20 protein-coding genes and 1 other RNA gene are annotated in these 22339 nt (G+C 32.9%); 14 read left to right on the top strand and 7 right to left on the bottom strand.

What is annotated here, in order from left to right; genetic code table 11:
- Positions 1–48 precede the first annotated feature (48 nt).
- The 6 genes from ACHRVL_RS13445 (at position 49) to ACHRVL_RS13470 (ending at position 5838) form a co-directional block, all read left to right on the top strand.
- Positions 49–1014: an MlaD family protein gene (locus tag ACHRVL_RS13445; protein WP_395413565.1), complete on the top strand. Its 966-nt coding sequence runs from the start codon at positions 49–51 to the stop codon at positions 1012–1014.
- Positions 1015–1019: 5 nt separating this feature from the next.
- The gene (locus ACHRVL_RS13450) at positions 1020–2357 is read left to right on the top strand and encodes a (Fe-S)-binding protein (protein ID WP_089052804.1); all 1338 of its coding nucleotides are present in this window, start codon (positions 1020–1022) and stop codon (positions 2355–2357) included.
- Between the two features lie 104 nt (positions 2358–2461).
- Positions 2462–3253: a (Fe-S)-binding protein gene (locus tag ACHRVL_RS13455; RefSeq protein WP_089052852.1), complete on the top strand. Its 792-nt coding sequence runs from the start codon at positions 2462–2464 to the stop codon at positions 3251–3253.
- 85 nt (positions 3254–3338) lie between these two features.
- Positions 3339–3821 (top strand): ABC transporter ATPase, encoded by a 483-nt coding sequence (locus ACHRVL_RS13460; protein ID WP_089052805.1) that lies wholly within the window; start codon positions 3339–3341, stop codon positions 3819–3821.
- Positions 3822–4253: 432 nt separating this feature from the next.
- Positions 4254–5390, top strand: a complete 1137-nt coding sequence (bshA, locus tag ACHRVL_RS13465; protein ID WP_395413568.1) for an N-acetyl-alpha-D-glucosaminyl L-malate synthase BshA — start codon at positions 4254–4256, stop codon at positions 5388–5390.
- Between the two features lie 25 nt (positions 5391–5415).
- Complete coding sequence (locus tag ACHRVL_RS13470; RefSeq protein WP_395413570.1) at positions 5416–5838, top strand: protease complex subunit PrcB family protein; 423 nt, start codon at positions 5416–5418, stop codon at positions 5836–5838.
- Positions 5839–5959: 121 nt separating this feature from the next.
- On the opposite strand, the gene ACHRVL_RS13475 is transcribed toward ACHRVL_RS13470, so the two are convergent.
- Both ACHRVL_RS13475 and ACHRVL_RS13480 read right to left on the bottom strand, forming a co-directional pair.
- Positions 5960–6457 (bottom strand): hypothetical protein, encoded by a 498-nt coding sequence (locus ACHRVL_RS13475; RefSeq protein WP_395413571.1) that lies wholly within the window; start codon positions 6455–6457, stop codon positions 5960–5962.
- Positions 6458–6603: 146 nt separating this feature from the next.
- Positions 6604–7425 (bottom strand): UDP-2,3-diacylglucosamine diphosphatase, encoded by an 822-nt coding sequence (locus ACHRVL_RS13480; protein ID WP_395413574.1) that lies wholly within the window; start codon positions 7423–7425, stop codon positions 6604–6606.
- Between the two features lie 187 nt (positions 7426–7612).
- On the opposite strand from ACHRVL_RS13480, the gene aroC reads away from it, so the two are divergent.
- The 3 genes from aroC to ACHRVL_RS13495 all read left to right on the top strand — a co-directional run bounded on the left by aroC (position 7613) and on the right by ACHRVL_RS13495 (position 12309).
- Positions 7613–8671: a chorismate synthase gene (gene aroC, locus ACHRVL_RS13485; protein ID WP_029273121.1), complete on the top strand. Its 1059-nt coding sequence runs from the start codon at positions 7613–7615 to the stop codon at positions 8669–8671.
- Positions 8672–8723: 52 nt separating this feature from the next.
- Complete coding sequence (locus ACHRVL_RS13490) at positions 8724–10004, top strand: dicarboxylate/amino acid:cation symporter (RefSeq protein WP_395413577.1); 1281 nt, start codon at positions 8724–8726, stop codon at positions 10002–10004.
- 118 nt (positions 10005–10122) lie between these two features.
- Positions 10123–12309, top strand: a complete 2187-nt coding sequence (locus tag ACHRVL_RS13495) for a response regulator (protein ID WP_395413579.1) — start codon at positions 10123–10125, stop codon at positions 12307–12309.
- Here ACHRVL_RS13495 and ACHRVL_RS13500 read toward each other — a convergent pair.
- Both ACHRVL_RS13500 and ACHRVL_RS13505 read right to left on the bottom strand, forming a co-directional pair.
- Positions 12306–13553, bottom strand: coding sequence for a DEAD/DEAH box helicase (locus tag ACHRVL_RS13500; protein ID WP_089052813.1), 1248 nt, complete (start codon positions 13551–13553; stop codon positions 12306–12308). The genes ACHRVL_RS13495 and ACHRVL_RS13500 overlap by 4 nt on opposite strands.
- 123 nt (positions 13554–13676) lie before the next feature.
- Positions 13677–14723, bottom strand: a complete 1047-nt coding sequence (locus ACHRVL_RS13505) for a formimidoylglutamase (protein WP_395413582.1) — start codon at positions 14721–14723, stop codon at positions 13677–13679.
- 97 nt (positions 14724–14820) lie between these two features.
- Here ACHRVL_RS13505 and ACHRVL_RS13510 point away from each other — a divergent pair, with 97 nt between their 5' ends.
- Positions 14821–15699, top strand: coding sequence for a hypothetical protein (locus ACHRVL_RS13510; RefSeq protein ID WP_089052815.1), 879 nt, complete (start codon positions 14821–14823; stop codon positions 15697–15699).
- Between the two features lie 99 nt (positions 15700–15798).
- Here the strand turns inward: ACHRVL_RS13510 and hutI are convergent, their stop codons facing one another.
- Both hutI and ACHRVL_RS13520 read right to left on the bottom strand, forming a co-directional pair.
- Entirely contained in the window at positions 15799–17034 is a 1236-nt protein-coding gene (gene hutI / locus ACHRVL_RS13515; protein WP_395413585.1) for an imidazolonepropionase, read from the bottom strand.
- Between the two features lie 92 nt (positions 17035–17126).
- Positions 17127–18176, bottom strand: a complete 1050-nt coding sequence (locus tag ACHRVL_RS13520) for a glutaminyl-peptide cyclotransferase (protein ID WP_395413588.1) — start codon at positions 18174–18176, stop codon at positions 17127–17129.
- 88 nt (positions 18177–18264) lie between these two features.
- Here ACHRVL_RS13520 and ffs point away from each other — a divergent pair.
- The 4 genes from ffs to ACHRVL_RS13540 all read left to right on the top strand — a co-directional run bounded on the left by ffs (position 18265) and on the right by ACHRVL_RS13540 (position 20735).
- Positions 18265–18362: signal recognition particle sRNA small type (gene ffs / locus ACHRVL_RS13525), an RNA gene on the top strand.
- A gap of 190 nt (positions 18363–18552) precedes the next feature.
- Positions 18553–19356 (top strand): SDR family oxidoreductase, encoded by an 804-nt coding sequence (locus ACHRVL_RS13530; RefSeq protein ID WP_395413590.1) that lies wholly within the window; start codon positions 18553–18555, stop codon positions 19354–19356.
- Positions 19357–19488: 132 nt separating this feature from the next.
- Positions 19489–20145, top strand: a complete 657-nt coding sequence (gene fsa, locus ACHRVL_RS13535; protein WP_089052819.1) for a fructose-6-phosphate aldolase — start codon at positions 19489–19491, stop codon at positions 20143–20145.
- A gap of 92 nt (positions 20146–20237) precedes the next feature.
- A complete protein-coding gene (locus ACHRVL_RS13540) occupies positions 20238–20735 on the top strand; it encodes a hypothetical protein (RefSeq protein ID WP_395413592.1) in 498 nt (165 codons plus the stop codon).
- Positions 20736–20853: 118 nt separating this feature from the next.
- On the opposite strand, the gene ACHRVL_RS13545 is transcribed toward ACHRVL_RS13540, so the two are convergent.
- Positions 20854–22323, bottom strand: a complete 1470-nt coding sequence (locus ACHRVL_RS13545; protein ID WP_129024824.1) for an MFS transporter — start codon at positions 22321–22323, stop codon at positions 20854–20856.
- Between the last annotated feature and the right edge of the window lie 16 nt (positions 22324–22339).

Below are 22339 nucleotides of genomic sequence, written 5' to 3' on the forward strand. Positions count from 1 at the left end.
AGCCCTAGTTCGAATATTTATATTATTTTTGTACAAACACTTAGAATTTTGAAACTAACAAGAGAAATTAAAACGGCTATTTTAGTCATCGCGTCAATCTTATTATTTATTTGGGGCTACAGTTTTTTAAAAGGCAGAGACCTTTTTACAAATTACAAAACATTATATGTCGAATACGACAATGTAGAGGATTTGTCAGCATCAGCACCTGTTACCATTAATGGACTTTCTATTGGTAAAGTAAATAAAATCACAATTGATGAAATAACTGGGAAATTATTGGTTGAATTACAATTAAAAACAGATTTTCCAATTTCTAAAACCAGTAATGCTGTCTTGTATTCTCCAAGTTTGATTGGAGGGAAACAGATAAAAATTGTACCAAATCTTGCAGATAAAGATCCAGCAGAAGATGGTCAGAAATTAGCGCCTGCTGTTGAATTAGGATTAACAGATTCGTTAGGCGGTAAAATTGATCCAATTACGCAAAAGTTAGATAAAATGCTTCTAAATATTGACAATCTGGTAACTGGATTAAACAATGTTTTAGATAAAAAAACGCAAGACGATCTAAAGAAAAGTTTGGCTGAGTTAAGTCAGACAATGGAGCAGTTTCATAAAGCTTCAGGAAGTATCAATACTATTTTAGATACTAATAAAGGTCAGATAAATGGAGTTGTGACAAACTTTAATAAAATGTCAAGCAACTTTAATAAAATATCAGATTCATTAAACAAAGCCGATTTAGGAAAAACAGTTAGAAACCTAAATCAAACTTTGGCTAAAGTTGATGGTATTATGGCTAATTTAAATTCTGGAAAAGGTACTATGGGTAAATTATTAAGTGATGAAGCTCTTTATAATAACCTTGCAAAAACTTCAAAAGAACTTGAATTGTTATTACAGGACGTTCGTTTATACCCAACACGTTACGTAAATGTTTCTCTTTTTGGAAAGAAAAACAAGCCTTATGTAGCTCCTGCTGAAGATGTAAATTCAACTGATAAAAAATAATTGCAATGAGTTATTTAGATAATATTTTGTTCGCCATACTTCTTATAGTTGGTTTTGGTTTTTTTACAGCGAGCGTAAAAAAGATCATCCGAAACATTAACTTGGGAGTAGATGTAAATCGAAAGGATAATTCTAAAGCGCGCTGGAAAAATATGGCAATGATTGCTCTTGGGCAGTCAAAAATGGTGAGACGCCCTGTAGCTGGAATACTTCATATTTTTGTATATGTAGGTTTCATAATTATTAATATCGAGTTACTTGAAATTATTATAGATGGGTTATTTGGAACTCATAGAATTTTTGCGCCTTATTTAGGTGTGGTTTATGATGTTTTAATAGCTTCTTTCGAAATACTGGCAATACTTGTAATTTTTGCTGTTGTAGTTTTCTGGATTAGAAGAAATGTTATTAGATTAAAGCGTTTTATAAATCCTGACTTAAACGGATTTCCTAAAAGCGATGCTAATTACATTTTGTATTTTGAAACCGTTTTGATGCTTTTGTTTTTATTGATGAATGCTTCTGACTTACATTTGCAGAATGTTCCGGGAGGATTTTCTCATTTTCATAAAGCAGGAAGTTTTCCAGTAAGTCAGTTTATTGCTCCGATCTTTAATGGAATGTCAAACGAATTAGTTTCATTATTGTTTGAAGCTTTTTGGTGGCTGCATATTGCGGGTATTTTAGTTTTTATGAACTATTTATACTTCTCAAAACATTTACACATTCTTTTAGCTTTCCCTAATACTTATTTTGCAAATTTAAATCCAGAAGGGCAGTTTGATAATTTGGCTTCTGTAACAAAAGAAGTGAAGTTGATGATGGATCCAAATGCAGATCCATTTGCAGCAGCTCCTGTTGATGAAAATGCAGCTCCAAGTAAGTTTGGAGCAAGTGATGTTCAAGATTTAAATTGGGTTCAGTTATTGAATGCTTATACTTGTACAGAATGTGGACGTTGTACGTCATCTTGTCCGGCAAATCAAACAGGAAAAAAATTGTCTCCACGTAAAATTATGATGGATACAAGAGATCGTTTGACTGAAGTAGGAAATAATATCGACGCTAATAAAGGTGTTTTTGTTCCAGATAATAAAACATTATTAAACGATTATATTACACCAGAAGAATTGTGGGCTTGTACTTCATGTAATGCCTGCGTAGAAGAATGTCCCGTTAATATTAGTCCGTTGTCTATAATTATGGATATGCGTCGTTATTTAGTGATGGAGCAGAGTGCTGCACCAATGTCATTGAATGCAATGATGACTAATATTGAAAATAATGGTGCTCCTTGGCAATACAGCCAGCAGGACCGTTTAAATTGGAAAAACGAAAATTAAAAATATAGTTTAATCGGTTAATCGTCAATTCGTTTAATCGTTCTTAGGATTCGATCAAGTTGCCGATTAAACAATTAAACAAATCAACGATTAAACAAAAAGAGATGTCAGAAAATTTAGTAGTGCCAACAATGGCTGAAATGCTAGCTCAGGGAATACAGCCAGAAGTTTTATTCTGGGTAGGTTGCGCTGGGAGTTTTGATGATAGAGCAAAAAAAATCACAAAAGCATTTGTACGTATATTAAACCGTACTAATGTTTCATTTGCAGTTTTGGGTGCAGAGGAAAGCTGTACAGGTGATCCTGCAAAACGTGCTGGAAATGAATTTTTGTTTCAAATGCAAGCCATGATGAATATCGAGGTTTTGAATGCCTATGAAGCAAAGAAAATTGTTACCGCTTGTCCGCACTGTTTTAATACTTTAAAAAACGAGTATCCTGAATTAGGCGGAAACTACGAAGTTATTCATCATACGGAGTTCTTAAAGTCATTAATAGATGATGGAAGACTTACTGTAGAAGGAGGTCAATTTAAAGGAAAAAGAATAACTTTTCACGATCCTTGTTACCTAGGAAGAGCCAATAAAGTTTATGAAGCTCCAAGAGATTTAATTCAGAAGCTGGATGTGGAGTTAGTCGAAATGAAGCGTTCTAAAGCCAATGGATTATGCTGCGGAGCTGGCGGTGCGCAAATGTTTAAAGATGCTGAACCAGGAAATAAAGAAGTTAACGTATTGCGTACAGAAGACGCTTTAGAAGTGAAACCAGATATTATTGCTGCAGGATGTCCTTTTTGTAATACAATGTTAACAGATGGTATTAAACATCAAGAAAAAGAAGGGCAGGTAAAAGTGCTGGATATTGCAGAATTAATTGCTAATGCACAGGATTTGTAATCTGAGGTTCTAAGTTATTAAGATGCTAAGATTCTAAGGTTAAATCTTAAAAATCTAAAATCAACAATCTAAAATTTAAAATTAAATGTATATACCTTTTGAAAATTTACCTGGTGAATCTAGAGTTTGGATTTACCAATCGAACAGAAAATTTTCTGAGGAAGAATTTTCTGAAATCGAAACCGATTTGAAAGCTTTTGTAGAAGAATGGGCCGCACACGGGACAAGTCTTGAAGCTTCATTTTTACTTAAATACAATCGTTTTATAATACTGGCTGTAAATCAAGAAGTGCAAGCTGCTACAGGCTGTTCGATTGATAGTTCGGTTGAGTTTATTCAAGGCTTAGAGAAAAAATACAACGTTGATTTGTTGGACAAAATGAATGTTACTTTTAAGCTTGGAGAACATATTGCACATAAACCATTAATTGATTTCAAGAAAATGGTAAAAGATAAATCAGTTTCTGAGAATACAATTGTTTTCAATAACTTGGTAAACAATATCGAAGAATTTAATGAATCTTGGGAAGTTCCTGCTGCTGACAGCTGGCACAGCAGATTTTTCTAAGAGTAATTTGTAAAATATTTGAAAGGCATGAAATTTTAAGTTTTGTGCCTTTTTTTTGTTTAATTGTTTTAGGTTTTACGTTTAAAGTTATATGTTTCGCCAAAATTTTTCATTCCTCGTTCCTCGGAATGACAAACTTAGTGCTGATTTAACTTTGTCAAAGTTTTAAACTTTGACAAAGTTGCTGATAATTAGGGCTTATGAAAACAAAAAAGTCTAGCGTAGCCCCGATGAGAGCGGTATCCTTTTATGGCGGGGTTCGCCATAAAAGATATAGCAGACAGCGGGACTGGTGGTCTTTTGATTGAAGATGTTCTGCTTCAAGACAGTACTAGATTAGTTAGAATTAATCTAACTTTGTCAAAAATCTAACAATTGAAAAGGGTAATTAAACAGTATTTTTGAGTATTTTCGTAGAATTAAATTTTATACATGAAAATAGCAATAGTTTGTTATCCAACATTTGGCGGTAGTGGTGTAGTTGCTACAGAACTAGGTCTTGAACTAGCCAGACGCGGACACGAAATACACTTTATAACTTATAGTCAGCCCGTTAGGCTGGCACTTTTAAATCCGAATGTTCATTATCACGAAGTAAACGTTCCAGAATATCCACTTTTTCATTATCAACCTTATGAATTAGCCTTGTCAAGCAAATTGGTCGATATGGTCAAATTGTATAAAATCGAAGTTCTTCATGTGCATTACGCAATCCCTCACGCTTATGCGGGTTATATGGCGAAACAAATGCTGAAAAATGAAGGAATTAATCTGCCAATGATTACAACACTTCATGGAACAGATATTACGCTGGTAGGGAATCATCCGTTTTATAAACCTGCTGTAACTTTTAGTATCAATAAATCAGATTATGTGACATCAGTTTCACAGAGTTTGAAAGATGATACTTTGAAGCTGTTCAAAATCAAAAATAAAATTAAGGTAATCCCGAATTTTATTGAATTGGATAAAGTAAAGAAAGATCCAACAGTGCCATGTCATCGTTATGTAATGGCAAAAGAAGATGAGCGAATTATAACGCACATTAGTAATTTTAGAAAGGTAAAACGAATTCCGGATATCATTAAGATTTTTTATAATATTCAGAAAGTAATGCCTGCTAAATTAATGATGGTGGGTGATGGTCCTGAGAAAGAAAAGGCAGAGGTTTTGTGTATGGAATTGGGGATTTATGATAAAGTAATCTTCTTTGGAAACAGCAACGAGATCGATAAAATTTTATGTTTTACTGATTTGTTTTTGCTTCCATCAGAAACAGAAAGTTTTGGTCTTGCTGCATTAGAAGCAATGGCTTGCGGAGTTCCTGTTATTTCAAGTAATTCTGGAGGTTTGCCTGAAGTTAATTTTGATGGAGTGTCGGGTTACTTAAGCAATGTTGGAAATGTTGATGAAATGGCAGCTAATGCTATTAAAATTTTAAAAGACGATGAAACTCTAAATGAGTTTAAATTAAATGCCTTAGAGGTTGCGAAAAAGTTTGATATTAAAAACATCTTGCCTAAGTATGAAGCTTTGTATCAAAAGGCAATAGATGACTATAAAGAGTAAAGGTTTTTAAATAATATAAACGTAAATGAAAAAAGTAATTTCAGTTTTAGTCCTTTTTGTTTTGATTTCCTGCGGTGTTAAAAAAACATCAGATTCAAAAGGGTTGTATGAGATTTTAACGGAGCAGTCTGACGGCGGCGGTAATATTAAGTTTTATGAAATTTTGACCGAGCCAAATGAAATCAAAATGTTAGAAAATGATCCGCTTTTAGCTGATAAAATGAAACAGACTGATATTAGTAATTCTAACTATATTATTTTAAATATGGGAGAGAAAAATACAGGAGGTTATTCTATTGGAGTTGATAAGGTAGAGGAGACAGATAAAAATATTATTATAACTGTAAAAGAAAACAGCCCTGCTAAAGACGCAATGGTTATGCAGGTTATTACATATCCTTACACAGTTGTGAAAATATATTCTAAGAAAGAAATTATTATCAAATAATACACTGCAGGCATTTAGAATTTTTAAGCCAGTATTTCTTGTTTTTTTTAAATCATAAAAAAACCTGCCCTATTTTAAAAGGCAGGTTTTCTTTTTTTTTAGTTATTGATTTTTTTTTGGATTAAAATCTAAATTTAACACCAAAACCAACATCAAATCCAAAGTTATCGTCATCATAATATCCAGAACCAATTTCAGGTCTAGCATCTAATGATAATGTAATTGGTACTTCGCTGAATCTATATTCTATACCAATATCTCCAGCTGCAAAAACATAAGTTCCGCTGTCGTTATATTTGTAGTTGTTATTGTAATAATCATGATCCCATGCGGCTAAACCACCACCAACACCAGCATACCAGTTAAAACCGCCGTCAATATTCCAAACCCATTGGTACAAAGCAACACCTTTAATGGCGTCAACATCACTGCTGTTTCTCCATCCTAAATCAAATTCAAGTCTGTTTTTTTGATTTAATCCCAGTTGGTAAGATACTTCACCTCCAAAACCGTTATTGTCGCCTAAACGTATACCAAGAGCGTTTTTTGAAATTTCTTGTGATTGAGCCGTAAATGCTAATCCTAATAGCATAATGGCAGATAGAATAATCTTTTTCATATAAAGGTTAAATTAATTTTTTTCAAATGTATAGTTCTCGTAATTCAAGAACGTATAAAATTTTTGAAAATTGTTATATAATTCACATTTCGCAACATTTGAAACGTTGTAAATTAATCTAAAAGTATTGGTGTGCTATATGTTTACTATTTAAGAATTATTGATGAGATTAATTGAGAGGTAAGAATATCTTCTATTTCAAAAAGATTTTCTTCTTCTGAAAAATTACTTTCTGTGTAAGAGTATAATTTCCATCGTTTTTTATGATATTCTAATGCTGTCAAATTTTCGATCCAGTCGCCGGAGTTTAAGTATAATGTTGATCCGTGTTTGTTTTCTTTTGTTACTATTTTGGGCTCGTGAATATGCCCGCAGATTACATAATCGTAATTTTTTTCGATAGCCAGATCAGTTGCAGTAGTTTCAAAATCTGAAATGAATTTAACGGCCTTTTTTACGCTGGCTTTTATTTTTTTTGAAAAGGAGTAAGGTTCTCTGCCTAGTTTTGCCAAACACCAATTAGCAAAACGATTACTCAAAATTAAATAATCATATCCTAAACCGCCTAGTTTTGCAATCCATTTTGAGTGTTGTACCGAAGCATCAAATACATCTCCGTGAAAAATCCAAGCTTTTTTATCGTCTAATTCTAAAACTAATTTATCAACCAAACTAAAATTTCCTAGATTCATGTCGCTGAATTTTCGTAGAATTTCATCATGATTTCCAGTAATATAATAGACTTTTGTTCCTTTAGAAGCCATTCCTATTATACGTTGTATAACTCTTAAATGTGATTTAGGAAAGTAAGATTTTCTAAACTGCCAAGCATCAATTATATCCCCGTTAAGTATTAAAGTTTTAGGTTTAATGCTTGATAAATAGTTGTTTAATTCTTTGGCGTGACTTCCGTAAGTTCCTAAGTGGACATCTGAGATAATGACCAATTCAACATTTCTTTTTTTCAATTTTTATTAATTTGAAGTTTAGCAAATAAAAGAATCTCTTGGCAAAACGGTTTTATCAAAAGGTTACTAATTTGGCTGCAGTTTTAATAAATTGTGATTTTTATTTGTTTGATCTTTAATTAACAATAACAATTTTAAATTTTTTAATTTAATTCATAAAACTTACATTTGCTCAAAACAAATAACAATGGCAGGAAATAGCTACGGCACCCTATATAAAGTTACAACATTTGGAGAATCTCATGGTGAAGCTTTAGGCGGAATTATAGACGGTTGTCCATCAGGAATTGAACTTGATTTAGAAGCAATTGAAGTTGAAATGTCTCGCAGAAAACCAGGACAGTCAGCAATTGTTACCCAACGTAAAGAACCAGACGCAGTTCAGTTTTTATCTGGAATTTTTGAAGGTAAAACTACTGGAACACCAATAGGCTTTATTATTCCAAACACCAACCAAAAATCAGACGATTATTCACATATAAAAGATAATTATAGACCAAGTCATGCTGATTATGTGTATGATCAAAAATATGGTTTTCGTGATTATCGCGGAGGCGGAAGAAGTTCAGCACGTGAAACAGCAAGCAGAGTTGTAGCAGGAGCAATTGCAAAACAAATGCTGCCTGAAATTAAAATTAATGCTTACGTTTCTTCTGTTGGGCCTATTCATTTAGACACACCTTATCAGGATTTGGATTTTTCTAAAATCGAAAGCAACCCAGTTCGCTGTCCAGACGAAAAATCGGCAGCAATTATGGAAGAGTATATTCGTGATATTCGCAAACAAGGAGATACCGTTGGAGGTGTTGTGTCTTGCGTAATTCAAAATGTTCCAGTTGGTTTAGGAGAGCCGGTATTTGATAAATTACATGCTGAATTAGGAAAAGCGATGCTTTCTATAAATGCAGTTAAAGGTTTTGAATACGGAAGCGGATTTTCTGGATCTGAAATGAAAGGAAGCGAACATAACGATTTGTATAATCCTGATGGAACTACAAAAACAAATCTTTCAGGCGGAATTCAAGGCGGAATTAGTAACGGAATGGATATTTATTTTAGAGTTGCTTTTAAACCAGTTGCCACCATTATGCAAACTCAAGATTCACTTGATAATAAAGGAAACATAACACCAATGACCGGAAAAGGACGTCATGATCCGTGCGTTGTACCTCGTGCTGTGCCAATTGTTGAAGCAATGGCCGCAATTGTTTTGGCCGATTTTTATTTAATCAACAAAACATATTAATAAAAATTAAGACAGTGAGGGTCTTATATTTTAATAATTAAAAAACAAATTAATGCAAGTTACAGAAACCAAAAAAAAATCATTTCTTTCAGGACTAACTGGGCAAATTTTAATTGCTATGGTTCTTGGAGCAGCTCTAGGAATTACTTTACACCATTATATTTCGCCAGAAGCTGCGTTGTCTTTCAGCAACAAAATAAAAATGCTGGCAACTATTTTTATTCGTTTGGTGCAAATGATTATTTCGCCTTTAGTTTTTACAACTTTAGTAGTTGGAATTGCAAAATTAGGTGATATAAAAACGGTTGGAAGAGTTGGAGGAAAAGCACTTGGTTGGTTTTTTACAGCTTCATTTATTTCTTTATTAATTGGACTATTTTATGTTAATATTTTAGAGCCTGGAGTTGGAATCAATTTAGGGCATGTTGATATGGCATCGGCAACAGAGGTAACAGGAAAAACTCAAAATTTATCTTTCGAGAATTTTGTTGAACATATCGTTCCTAAAAGTATTGTTGAAGCAATGGCTACCAATGAAATTTTGCAAATCGTTGTATTTTCAATCTTTTTCGGATTAGCTGCTGCATCATTAGGAAATACGGTAAAGCCTGTAATTGGAGCTTTAGATAAAATGTCACACATCGTTTTAAAAATGGTGAATTATGTAATGAACTTTGCTCCAATTGGAGTGTTTGGTGCTATTGCAGGTGTATTTGCAATTAGAGATGCTGAAGAATTAATTATTACATACTTTAAGTTCTTTGGGTCTTTCTTACTTGGAATTGGTACTTTATGGGTGGTTTTAGTTGCTGTAGGTTATATTTTCCTAAAAGGAAGAATGACAGAGTTGCTAAGACGTATTGTTGGACCTTTGGCGATTGCTTTTGGAACGACAAGCAGTGAAGCTGTTTTTCCTAAATTAACTGAAGAATTAGAAAATTTTGGTGTAAAAGACAGAATCGTTTCATTTATGCTGCCTCTTGGTTATTCGTTTAATCTAGATGGGAGTATGATGTATATGACTTTTGCGAGTATTTTTATTGCTCAATTTTATAAAGTTGACCTAGATTTAGGAACTCAAATGGCAATGCTTTTAGTGTTGATGTTAACCAGTAAAGGAATTGCAGGTGTGCCAAGAGCTAGTTTAGTTGTTGTTGCTGCAACTTGCGGAATGTTTAAAATTCCAGTAGAAGGGATTGCCTTGATCTTGCCTATTGATCACTTTTGCGATATGTTTAGAAGTGCAACAAACGTTTTAGGGAATGCATTAGCTACTTCGGTTGTAGGACAATGGGAGGGTAATGAAGAAACGGAAGTTGTATCTGAAAGTTAAGGAATACTTTTTTTAATAAATAAACGTATTTTATACATATAAAGAGCTGTATTTTTTAATTGAAATACAGCTCTTTTTTTAAATTTTTAAATGTATATTTGATAAAATTAGCCGATTAATGCCCCTAAAACGGATTTTTTTATTTCTTCTTGTATTTCTGAATTGTTTTGTCAATTCAGCGATCGGGCAAACTGAACCCTTATCAGAGGCAAAGATCGATAAACTTATAAAAAAAGCATTAGCTGATTTTAGAGAGTTAAACTTCGAAAAATCATTAATTACTTCTAGAGCGGCATTAAATGCTGCAACTGATTCTAAGAATCCTACCTTAATTTCTCGTTCATACAATATTATAGCCGCAAACTATAATGAGTTATTAGAAGTTGACAAGGCAATCTTTTTTTACAACAAAAGTTTGTATTATGCCAATAAAACAAAAAACGATTCTATTAAATACAATCTTTATAATAATCTAGGAAATATGTACTGTTTTGAAAAAAAACAGTTCGAAAAAGGAATTCAATATTATAAAAAATCGATTGTTTATGGTTTAAAAATTAAAGATTTAAGCCAGGTTTATTTTAGTAATGTAAATATTGTCTGGGCCTATTTTGATATTAAGAAATACGATGAAGGTTATCCGTATCTTAAATATGTAAATGAGAATAAGGATAAATACGGAGATGAATTGACGGAAATTGTTGTGAATATGTTTAATGGTATTTATCACAATTTTCGTAATGAGGATAACTTGGCAGATGTTTTTTTTATAAAAGCTATAAAAGCAGGGAAGGATAATACTCAAAAATCTGATCTAGCGTTTGCTCATTTAGAATATTCAAGATTTTTAACTAAAAAAAACAGACTCAAAGAAGCTTATGAAAATCTTTCTATCTATACCAAGCTTACTGATGAGTTGTACAATGATGAAAAAATAAAAAAAGCCACCGTTGCTGGTTTTAATCTTGAATTAGACGAATATAAAAGACAGATTGATAAAGTTGAGAACGAAAAAATAGAACAATATCACAGTCTTAAAAAATCAAAAATTATTGTTATTCTGTTTGTTTTAATTTCTTTGATTTTGCTATTTCTGATTATTACTTTAATTAAAAATATCAGACTTAAGAAGAAACACAATTTAGAGCTTTTAAAAGCAAAAGAAATTGCAGAGGAAGCCTCGCTCCTGAAAACTCAATTTATTTCGACTATAAGCCACGAATTACGCACACCGCTTTATGGTGTGGTTGGTATAACGAATATGCTACTCGATGAACATAAGGAATTATCACGAAGTGAGCATTTAAGTGCCTTGAAATTCTCTGCCAGATATTTATTATCGCTTGTCAATGATATTCTTCAAATCAATAAAATAGAAGAAAATAAGGTGGTGCTTGAGAACTTAACATTTAATATTTCTGATGAGATAACTGTAATCAAGAATTCTCTTTCTTTTTTATCTCAAAAAAATAATAATAAAATAAATATAGATATAGACGACAAGATTCCAGAGTATTTAATTGGAGATAAACTTCGTTTGGCTCAAATTTTAATGAACTTAGTTAGTAATGCTTTAAAATTTACTAAAAATGGTGAAGTCGATATTGTGGTTAAACTTGACCGAATCGAGGGGAAGTTTTACTTTTTGGATTTTCTAATTAAAGACAATGGAGTTGGTATAGCTGCTGTTGATCAAAATAAAATTTTTGAAAAATTTGTTCAAGTGGGAAGAAAAGAGGAAGATTATCAAGGAACCGGTCTGGGGCTTAGTATAGTAAAAAGACTATTGGGGCTATTTGGAAGTACAATCAGTGTAGAAAGTGATCTCGGTAAGGGAACGGCTTTCTCTTTTAAAGTTCCATTCGAGCATGATCCTCAGAAAACTAAAAAGATTATAGAAGAGATTGAAGTTGATTTAACATCCAATGAAATCTATAAAATTTTAATTGTTGAAGACAATTTGATTAATCAGCTGGTAACGAAGAAGATTATCGAGAAAAACAACTATATCTGTTCTGTTGTAGATGATGGATTTGGAGCTTTAAAGATATTAGAAACCGAGGAGTTTGATCTTATTTTAATGGATATTAATATGCCTTTAATGAATGGATTTGAAACCACAAAAAGAATTCGTCTTTTAGGGATAAAAACACCAATAGTTGCTTTGACTGCTTTTGATAAAGATGAAATAACAGATGAAGCAATTTCATCAGGAATAAACGATATTATTGTGAAACCGTTCGAGCCTGTTAAATTGTTTAAGATTTTAAACTATTTAATAAATGAAGCAAAAAACGCTGGTTAATACCAGCGTTTTTTATTTTGTTTAGAAGCATTTGATTTTCTCGATTTATGAGCTCCGCCGCTTCGGTTTGAATTTTTAGGTTTTTCTCCTGCTTCAGGACTTCCTTCGTGCCAAGGGTAAGGATGATCTGTAATAGTTTGAACATCTACTTTTATTAACTTCTGGATATCTTTCCAGTATGGATGTTCGTCTTTTCCGCAAAATGAAATTGCAATACCACCATTTCCTGCGCGCCCGGTACGTCCAATTCGGTGTACGTAAGTTTCAGGAATATTTGGCAGATCAAAATTGATAACATAAGGAAGTTGTTCAATGTCAATTCCTCTTGCAGCGATATCAGTAGCTACAAGTACGCCAACTTCTTTGTTTTTAAAAGCATCTAAAACACGTTGTCTTGCATTTTGAGATTTATCTCCGTGAATTGCTTCAGCAGGAATATCTTTTTTTCTAAGCGCCTTTACAACATTATCTGCTCCGTGTTTTGTTCTAGAGAAAACAAGGACATTTGATAAGTTTTCGTTTTTTATCAAATGGTATAGTAAATTTCTTTTTTCTGTTTTATCAACAAAATAAATACGCTGTTCTACATTTTCGGCAGTTGAAGAAACCGGAGAAACTTCTACTTTTTCTGGATCTTGTAAAAACATTTCAGCCAGTTCGCGAATTGCTAAAGGCATTGTAGCAGAGAAAAGTAAAGTTTGTCTGTTTTTTGGAGTCAGTTTTACAATCTTCTTTACATCATTTATAAAACCCATATCAAGCATCTGATCCGCTTCATCAAGAACTAAAGTGTGCAGATGATTAAAATCTAGAAAACCTTGTTTATGTAAATCAAGCAGGCGGCCTGGAGTAGCTACTAAAATATCTACACCATTTTTTAAAGCTTCAACCTGCGGGTTTTGTGAAACACCGCCAAAAATAGTCAGCTGTGTCAGGTTTGTATATTTAGCATAAGTGTCAAAACTTTGACCAATTTGTACTGCTAGTTCACGAGTAGGGGTAACTACAAGAGCGCGAATTTGTTTGGCTTTTTTTGAAGAACCTACAATTCGGTGTAATTGATGTATGATAGGAATTGCAAATGCTGCAGTTTTTCCCGTACCTGTTTGCGCACAGCCAATTAAATCTCGTCCAGCCAAAACAATCGGAATTGATTTTTCCTGAATTGGGGTAGGATTTAAGTAGCCTTCTTCAAATACGGCTTTTTGTATACTTTTTGAAAGTGATAAATCTTCGAATAACATATCTTAGTAATTAAGATTTTAGTTTTAAGTACTAAAATCTGTGCAAAGATAGGTTTATTCGGTCAATCGTTTATTTGATTCTTGTATTATTTGGGAAATGTGTGGTTTTAAAGTAGTTGTTCTTCATTGAGATTTTTCTTTTTCATTATTGGCTTTCACAAAATCGGTAACCAAATAACCAATTAATTTTCCAATTAAATTGTTGTTTGGAGAATCGGCTAAATCAGGTGCACCTTCACAAATATGAAGATATGCTGCATTTTTATGCTGTCCGAAAAAAGAAATAAATTGTCTGAGTTCTTCAACCGAAAATCCGCTTATTGTCATTGCGCTGCTGGCAATGTTAGGAATTGCATCTAAGTCAATTTCAATTCCAAACGAATCGGTTTTGATAAATTCGAGTGCAAGAGCCATTTCTTTGTCAAAGTCTTTTTCTTTACGAATATTGACGCTGTCATAAGTATTGTAGCGAACACGGTCTTCAAGTTTTTTAATAATGTCTAAAACACTTTTTGAAGTATAATTTTCATGCAATCCAAAAATGAAATATTTTTTTAGGAAACCTTCTTCGTAAGCATATGAGAAACCATTTCCGCTATGACGGCCTTCCAGAATTCTAAAATCAGAATGGGCATCAAAATTTATTGCATTAACAGGTTTTCCTTTGGCTAAAGCCGAACCTTTAATGTTTCCATAGGCATTATTATGACCGCCGCCAATGATTATTGGAGTTTTTCCAGACTTAATTATAGTAAAAATAATATGCGAAACCTCTTTGTCAATTTTTTCTACTAATTGGCTTAATTTAGATCGGTCGTCAATGTCATTAAAGTCCAGCTTTTCAACATTGCGCATTTCTTCGGCAACATTAAGCTGTCCTAAAACTATAATCTGGCTGCCTTTGCAAAATCGATTATGCTGAATATTGGCAATACTTTTTATGGCACTATCCCAAGCAGAAGCAGCTCCGGGTCTGCCATAGTTAGCACGCACGCCTATATCTTCTGGGATTCCCAAAAGAACATATTTTGCTTCGCTTTCTTGTAAAAATTTGATTTTATCAGCTCCCTTAGGAATGACAATCATTTTTTCTCCAAATTTTATTTCGCCGCTTCGATGATTTGTGACTTTTGCCAAATCATTGACTGTAAAAGGAATTAGTTTTTCCATTAAAAAAAAATATTTTTCAAAAATAATATAATTGCGTCAACTTACGTTATTACGATATATTAATTCTTAAATTTGTTTTTAAAGAAAATTATTCAATATGGAAAACCCAAAGAACAACAATTCAAGTCTAAAGGCGATAATCGCAGTTTTAGCAGTCCTACTAATTGGTAGCTTAGTGTATATTTTTAAACTTTCTTCTGATACTGAAGTGGTTAAAACTGAACTTACAACAACGATGACAGAGAAAGAATCTGTTATGAAAGATTTGCAAGAGTTAAAAGCGACTTATGATGCTGCAATTGCAGAGAATACTTCAATGTCTGATGAATTAATTCAAGAAAGAGATAAAGTAGTAGCTTTAATGGATGATTTGAACAAATCTAAAGGTGATGTTTCTAAATTCAGATCTCAAGTTCAAGCAATGCAAGGTAAAATGAAAACTTTAGTTGCTGAAAATGATGAGTTGAAAAAACAAAATGGTGTTTTAACTACTCAAAGAGATAGTACTATTGTAGTATTGGGAGAATCTAAAAAGTATAACGAAGTACTAGTTGGTCAAAATGAAGAATTGGCTAAAACTGTAGAGAGAGGTTCTAAATTATCTGTTTTAAATACTAAAACTGCTGCTTACAAATTGAAAAGCTCAGGAAAACAAGTTGAAACGGATAAAGCAAGCCGTGCTGATGTTTTGAAAGTAAGCTTTACAATTGCTGAAAATCAAATCGCTAAGTCTGGTGATAAAACGTATTATGTTCAAGTGATTGATTCTAAAAATAACGTTTTAGGAGATAAGAAAACTGAAAGTTTTGGTGATAAATCATTAACATACAGCTTTAAAACTACTGTTCAATATGAGAACAAAAGTGTAAATGTTACTGAAGATTTGCCAGGTAAAGATTTTGCTAAAGGAACTTACTTTATCAATGTTTTTGATAATGATGAGTTGGTTTCTAAAACAAGTTTCAGTTTAAGATAATACCACGTCGCTTAAGTAATAATACCACTAAAATATTAAAGGTCTGTGATTTTTTCACAGACCTTTTTTTATTGATAAAACTATTTACAGATATAACTGTTATATAATCTTTCCTTCTATAAAAACACTTTCAATTAAATTACTGCCAAAAGCGTAAGGTATTTGGTAATAAGAAGAAATTGGTTTCGTCAGTATAAGATTGGCTTTTTTTCCTTTTGTAATACTTCCGTGCGTTTCTGAAAGTCCCATTGCGTAAGCTCCGTTAATTGTGGCGGCATTTATAGCTTCTTCTGGGGTCATTTTCATTTTGATACAAGCCGTTGCCACTACAAAATTCATATTTCCTGACGGCGTAGAGCCCGGGTTGAAATCTGTTGCTAATGCAAGCGGTAAACCAGCTTTGATCATTTCGCGGGCTGGAGTATAAGGAATGCTTAAAAAATAAGAGCATGATGGTAATGCAACCGGCATGGTTTCGGTATCTTTTAAAGCTTCAATATCTTCTGGGTTCATAATTTCAAGATGATCTACAGAAAGCGCCTTAAATTTAACGCCAGCCTGTATTCCGCCAATAGAATTGAATTGGTTTACATGTATTTTTGGTGTTAAGCCTGATTCTATTCCTGCATTCATTATTTTTTCGGTTTCTTCAACTGAAAAATAACCGCTTTCGCAAAAAACATCAATATAATCAGCAAGCTTATTTTGAGCAATTTCAGGAATCATTTGTGTTATGATTTCTTCAATATAACCCGCTTTGTTTTCTTTGTAATGTGTTGGAAAAGCATGAGCTCCCAAAAATGTAGCTTTTATTGAAATAGGATAATTTTCGGCTAGTTTTTTAATTACGCGAAGCATTTTTAGTTCGCCTTCAATCGTAAGTCCGTAACCTGATTTTATTTCAACAGCGCCGGTTCCTAGATGCATTACTTCTTCAAGACGAAGTTTAGATTGTTCGTAAATATCTTCTTCTGAGGTTTCATTTAGTTTTTTAGCCGAATTTAATATTCCGCCACCGCGATTAGCAATTTCTTCGTAAGTAAATCCGTTAATACGGTCAACAAATTCCTGTTCGCGATTACCAGCGTAAACAATATGAGTGTGGCTGTCGCACCAAGATGGAAGTACTACGCGACCAGTTGCGTCAACAATTTCGTCTGCATCGATTTCAGGAAGATTTTCCATTAATCCAAAATCAGCAATTAGATTGTCTTTTATTACTAAAAATGCATTTTTAAGGGTTGGAAGTATTGCCATATCAGCTCCTGAAACTTTTGATATTGAAATTTCGCGAACTTGAAGCAGTTCTTGTATGTTTTTTATTAATGTTGTCATTATTGTTATTATTATAAAACACAAATTTCACAAATTATCACGAACTAATTCGCGAAATCTGTGAAATTTGTGTTCTTGTTAGTTTTGTTTTTTTATTCTGAAACGGTTATTTCAAACATTTTCTCCCAATATTTTCCAGTAACAAATATGGTTTTGGTTTGTGGGTTGTAAGCGATTCCGTTTAATACTTCGGCTTCTGGATGTTTGATGAATTTACGTAAATCAGAAAGGTTTAAAATGCCTTCAACAGCTCCAGAAGTTGGATTTATAACTGCAATAGCATCTTTTTGCCAAACATTTGCATAGATCTTTCCGTTAATGTATTCCAATTCGTTAAGAACTTTAATTTTTGAAGTTCCTGAATATACATTGATGTAATCAATAAGTTTTTGAGTTTCGGGATCCATTTTCCAAATTTTTTCAGTTCCGTCTGAACGGTAAATGTATTTTCCGTCATTTGTCATTCCCCAGCCTTCAATTTCTTTGTCGTAGGTAAATGTTTTTTCAAGTTTTAATGTTTTAGCATCATAAATAAAGCCTGTTTTTTCCTGCCAGCTTAATTGGAAAACTTTTCCATTTATAAAAGTAATTCCTTCACCAAAATACTCTTTCGGAAGATCTACTTGTTTAATCACTTTTCCAGTTTTATAATCTACAGATCTAAAATAAGAATCTCCTTTTTGTCCTGTACTTTCATATAAAACGCCATCATAAAATTCTAAACCTTCTGTAAAAGCTTTGGTATCGTGCGGATAGGTGTTTATAACTTTATAGTTTAGTAATTTTGGTTCAACACTTGAAACTAATTCAATTCTTTTAGTAGCATCAGATGAGTTTCCCCTATAATAAACAGTTGCTTTTAGATATTGATAGCCTAACCTTTGATCTTTTAGTTCAAATTTAAATTTTTCATTTCCTTTTTTACTTCCCACTTTTTTATCGTTAACAAAGTACGCAACGCTGTCGATTTCTTTCGAATTTGGGTTCGAAATTCCGATTGAAACAGCTTCTTGTGGAAGAAAATGGGCAGGAAAAGCAGAATCGTCAATATTAAATAAAGAATTTTCACCTTTATTTTTATCTCCACATCCAATTAATGTAGTTCCTAATAAAATGACAGCTAGGAAGTTATGTTTTCTCATAGTTTAAAATTTGAATAAGCCAATATACAACGATATTTTTATAGCGGCAAAGCTCTTGCAAAAATATAAAAAGATTGTATATTTGCACCGGCAAGTCCTACACGACCAGCTCCTGCAGACTCCCCCAGGATGGGAACATAGCAAGGGTACGTGGTTGAGCGGTGCGATGTAGGTCGCTTGCCATTTTTTTTCTTTTTTTTTATTGTCCCGAAGTTTCGGGATTTTTTTTTAGAATTAATGTAAAAGTAGTCTTCCTTCTGGAGGATTTTTTTATTTTTGGTTCTTAGTGAAGTTTGGAGTTAAGCATTAGAGACGAAAAGGTTTGTCTTTTTTCGTAAAATTCATAACTCACAATTCATAACTCATAACTCAAAAAATGAATAAAGTTGTTTTAATTACTGGTGCATCCTCAGGGATCGGAAAATCGATTGGTGAATTTTTGCATAAAAAAGGATTCGTTGTATATGGAACCAGCAGAAATCCTGAAAAAGTATTGAATTCTATTTTTCCGTTAGTAGCTCTGGATGTTCGAAATGCGGAATCAATTAAACTGGCGGTGAATAAAATTATTACAGCTTCTGGGAGATTGGATATTGTAATTAATAATGCTGGAGTTGGAATTACAGGACCTTTGGAAGAAATTCCGATGGAGGAAATTAAAAATAATTTTGAAACCAATTTCTTTGGGCCAATTGAAGTAATGAAATCAGTATTGCCACAAATGCGTGAACAAAAATCGGGTTTGATTATTAATATTACTTCAATTGCGGGTTATATGGGATTGCCTTACAGAAGTGTTTATTCGGCTTCAAAAGGAGCTTTAGAATTGATCACAGAGGCTTTGAGGATGGAAGTGAAGCAGTTTGGGATTGAAATAACAAATGTGGCTCCTGGAGATTTTGCTACTAATATTGCATCAGGACGTTATCATGCGCCGGTTATTCAAGGTTCTGCTTATGAAAAAGTTTATGGAGAGACACTTGCAACGATGGATGAACATGTTGATGCAGGAAGTAATCCAAATGAAATGGCTGAAGCTATTTTTAAAATTATTCAACAAGATAAACCAAAAGTTCATTATAAAGTTGGAGCTTTCATGCAGAAGTTTTCGATTGTATTGAAACGTGCATTGCCCGATAAGGTTTATGAAAAAATGCTCATGAATCATTATAATTTGTAAATGAAAATTAGTTGATTATTTCATGGATATGGCTTTAAACTGATTTTGTTTTTTGAAATTACTATTGTTATTGCTAATGATTTTGTAATTTTGCACCGATTTTTTTAACACACAATTAAATATAAATAGATTATGAAATTTTTTATTGATACTGCTAATTTAGCTCAGATTAAAGAAGCACAAGCTTTAGGTGTTTTAGATGGTGTAACAACTAACCCGTCTTTGATGGCTAAAGAAGGAATTACTGGAAAAAACAATATCTTGAAGCATTATGTTGACATTTGCAATCTTGTTGAAGGTGATGTAAGTGCAGAAGTAAATGCATTGGATTTTGAAGGAATGGTGAAAGAAGGTGAGGAGTTAGCTGAGTTACATGATCAAATCGTTGTAAAATTGCCTATGACTAAAGAGGGTGTAATGGCTGCAAAATATTTTTCTGATAAAGGAATTAAAACAAACGTAACTCTTGTGTTTTCTGCAGGGCAAGCATTATTGGCTGCAAAAGCGGGCGCAACGTATGTTTCTCCGTTTATTGGTCGTTTAGATGATGTTTCTACAGATGGTTTAAATTTAATTCAAGAAATTAGAGAGATTTATGATAACTATGGTTATGAAACTCAAATTTTAGCAGCTTCTGTACGTCATACAATGCATATTGTAAACTGTGCAAAAATTGGTGCTGATGTAATGACTGGACCGCTTTCTGCAATTTACGGATTATTGAAACACCCACTAACTGATATCGGTTTAGCACAATTCGTAGCTGACTTCGAGAAGGGAAATAAGTAATTATTAGATACTTATAAAATTAAAATCGTCTTTTTTCTAACGAGAAAAGACGATTTTTTTTACTTTTATAGTAACCTAAAAACAAATTACTTATGAAAATTGTACTATTCTTAATATCATTTTTTGTTGCAAGTTTATCCATAAACGCTCAAGCTGCAAAGGTTCTTACAAGTGTTAATGAGGCTGGAGATGTAGCTACTTATGAGCTGGACTGCAGTGCTAAGTTTCAGGTATTGGCTAAAGGTTTGCGTTATAATATTACCCGACATGAATTTAAAGGGCCTGAGCTGAAAAATTCGTACCGATTGATGTTGGTTATGGATGGATTTTATTCAAAAACACTCAACAAAACAATGACAATATCTGCGGTATTAAGTGATGGGACAATTATCGAAGCTAAAAAGATTATTGAAGATGATGGTTTTTTTGATGGTGCCTGCACATTAAAAATCAAAGACCCTCAGGCTCTTTTAGCTGCCAATATAGATAAGGTTATTGTTCATGCAGATAAAGATGTGGTTTATAGTTTAACGGAGCAAAATAAAGCTGTTTTTAAGGAAAATTTGAAGAACGTTATAAATGCAAAGTAAAGTTACAAAGGTATGTAGATGCACAGGAGTAGAGGTTTTGTTTTGTAAATAAAAAAAATCCCAAATTCTAATTTTAGTAATTGGAATTTGGGATTTTTTTATTGATTATTTTTGGAATTTAGTGACCGCCGCCTTCGCTTTGAACGTGGCTGATTCCTTGTTTTTTTAATATTTTAGGGCAGTAGAAACCGTAGAATCCTAAATAGGCAAAGCCTAAAAGAGGTACAATATATGAGAAATGTGTCCATGTAATACCAAAGATTCCTTCAGGTTTTGTAAGGTCAAAATCACAGATACTTCCTTGTACTAAAGGAATAATTCCTCCTCCAAGAATCATCATAATTAGGAATGAAGATGCTTTTCCAGTGTTTTTTCCTAAACCAGCGATTGCTAAATCGAAGATTGATGGCCACATGATAGACAAGAATAATCCACCAGAGATAAAGAAGAATTTAGCAATTTCCGGGCTTGGACAAACTAATCCTGCAAGCATCATTAATAAACCAGAGATTCCGAAAAGCATCAGTGTTTTTCCAGCATTTTTTCCTCCTATAAAACTTACTCCAATAAATACTAAAATCCAGATTGGGTAGATGTAGAATGAAGAAACATCGTGTGCTGCAAAAATATTAGCTCCAATAATTACTCCAAATGCAACAGCAGGAACAATGAATTTTAATGCTGTATTTACTAAGTTTGAAGTATTGAAAACGTTTACACCGCCATTCCAACGGCCAATCATTAAACTTCCCCAATATAGAGCAATAAATGGCGCGATTGCATCTTCTAATACATTACCAAATTCAGCAGTATGAAGTAAAGCAGGCAGGTTGCTGATAATTGTAACTTCGGTTCCAACATAAATAAAGATTCCTAACATTCCTAGATATAGTTGTGGATAATCAAGGATGTTGAACTTTTCGTGTGCTGTTTTAACTACTTCTTCCTCTTCTTTTGCCGGGTCTTCAATTTTAGAGAAATTCATAAAAATTGCAACTGCAATAAATGCAAGACCAAGGATGATAAAAGGTAATTTAATATCTTCTAGAGAAAGTGCTGTTTTTTTGTTGTCTCCCATTCCAAATAAAGCAATTCCAAGTAAAATTGCTCCAATTGTTGTTCCAAAAGAGTTAATGCCTCCTGCAAGTGTTAAACGGTGAGCTCCGGTTTGAGGGCTTCCCATTTTAATGGCTAATGGATTGGCAACAATTTGTTGGATAGAAAAACCTAATCCTACAGTAAATAGGGCTGTTAAGAAAAATGGAAAGCTTTCCATTGTTGCTGCAGGAATGAATAAAAATGAACCGAAAGCTGAAAGTACTAAACCAGCTGAAAGGGTTTTTTTGTATCCAAATTTTTGTAGAACATCTAATTTTAAGGAAACTAAAAAGAAAATCAAAGATCCTACAAAATACGCCGCATAAAAAGCCCACGCTACTAGTTGTGATTGAACTTGAGATAAGGTGAATACTTTTTTGAATACGGGAATAAGGATATCATTGGCGGAACCAACAAAACCCCAAAAGAAGAAGACTATTATCAACGAGATAAACTGCCCCCATTTGGTTTGCACATTTTCTGAACTCATAATTGTAATAAGGTTA

Source organism: Flavobacterium sp. FlaQc-28 (genome assembly GCF_044007415.1).
Classification (GTDB): domain Bacteria; phylum Bacteroidota; class Bacteroidia; order Flavobacteriales; family Flavobacteriaceae; genus Flavobacterium.

Excerpts from the sequence above, each read along its gene's own strand:
- ACHRVL_RS13450 (WP_089052804.1), top strand. The coding sequence starts at position 1,020 with ATGAGTTATTTAGATAATATTTTGTTCGCCATACTTCTTATAGTTGGT.
- ACHRVL_RS13455 (WP_089052852.1), top strand. The coding sequence starts at position 2,462 with ATGTCAGAAAATTTAGTAGTGCCAACAATGGCTGAAATGCTAGCTCAG.
- ACHRVL_RS13460 (WP_089052805.1), top strand. The coding sequence starts at position 3,339 with ATGTATATACCTTTTGAAAATTTACCTGGTGAATCTAGAGTTTGGATT.
- bshA (WP_395413568.1), top strand. The coding sequence starts at position 4,254 with ATGAAAATAGCAATAGTTTGTTATCCAACATTTGGCGGTAGTGGTGTA.
- ACHRVL_RS13470 (WP_395413570.1), top strand. The coding sequence starts at position 5,416 with ATGAAAAAAGTAATTTCAGTTTTAGTCCTTTTTGTTTTGATTTCCTGC.
- ACHRVL_RS13475 (WP_395413571.1), bottom strand. The coding sequence starts at position 6,457 with ATGAAAAAGATTATTCTATCTGCCATTATGCTATTAGGATTAGCATTT.
- aroC (WP_029273121.1), top strand. The coding sequence starts at position 7,613 with ATGGCAGGAAATAGCTACGGCACCCTATATAAAGTTACAACATTTGGA.
- ACHRVL_RS13490 (WP_395413577.1), top strand. The coding sequence starts at position 8,724 with ATGCAAGTTACAGAAACCAAAAAAAAATCATTTCTTTCAGGACTAACT.
- ACHRVL_RS13495 (WP_395413579.1), top strand. The coding sequence starts at position 10,123 with ATGCCCCTAAAACGGATTTTTTTATTTCTTCTTGTATTTCTGAATTGT.
- ACHRVL_RS13500 (WP_089052813.1), bottom strand. The coding sequence starts at position 13,553 with ATGTTATTCGAAGATTTATCACTTTCAAAAAGTATACAAAAAGCCGTA.
- ACHRVL_RS13505 (WP_395413582.1), bottom strand. The coding sequence starts at position 14,723 with ATGGAAAAACTAATTCCTTTTACAGTCAATGATTTGGCAAAAGTCACA.
- ACHRVL_RS13510 (WP_089052815.1), top strand. The coding sequence starts at position 14,821 with ATGGAAAACCCAAAGAACAACAATTCAAGTCTAAAGGCGATAATCGCA.
- hutI (WP_395413585.1), bottom strand. The coding sequence starts at position 17,034 with ATGACAACATTAATAAAAAACATACAAGAACTGCTTCAAGTTCGCGAA.
- ACHRVL_RS13520 (WP_395413588.1), bottom strand. The coding sequence starts at position 18,176 with ATGAGAAAACATAACTTCCTAGCTGTCATTTTATTAGGAACTACATTA.
- ACHRVL_RS13530 (WP_395413590.1), top strand. The coding sequence starts at position 18,553 with ATGAATAAAGTTGTTTTAATTACTGGTGCATCCTCAGGGATCGGAAAA.
- fsa (WP_089052819.1), top strand. The coding sequence starts at position 19,489 with ATGAAATTTTTTATTGATACTGCTAATTTAGCTCAGATTAAAGAAGCA.
- ACHRVL_RS13540 (WP_395413592.1), top strand. The coding sequence starts at position 20,238 with ATGAAAATTGTACTATTCTTAATATCATTTTTTGTTGCAAGTTTATCC.
- ACHRVL_RS13545 (WP_129024824.1), bottom strand. The coding sequence starts at position 22,323 with ATGAGTTCAGAAAATGTGCAAACCAAATGGGGGCAGTTTATCTCGTTG.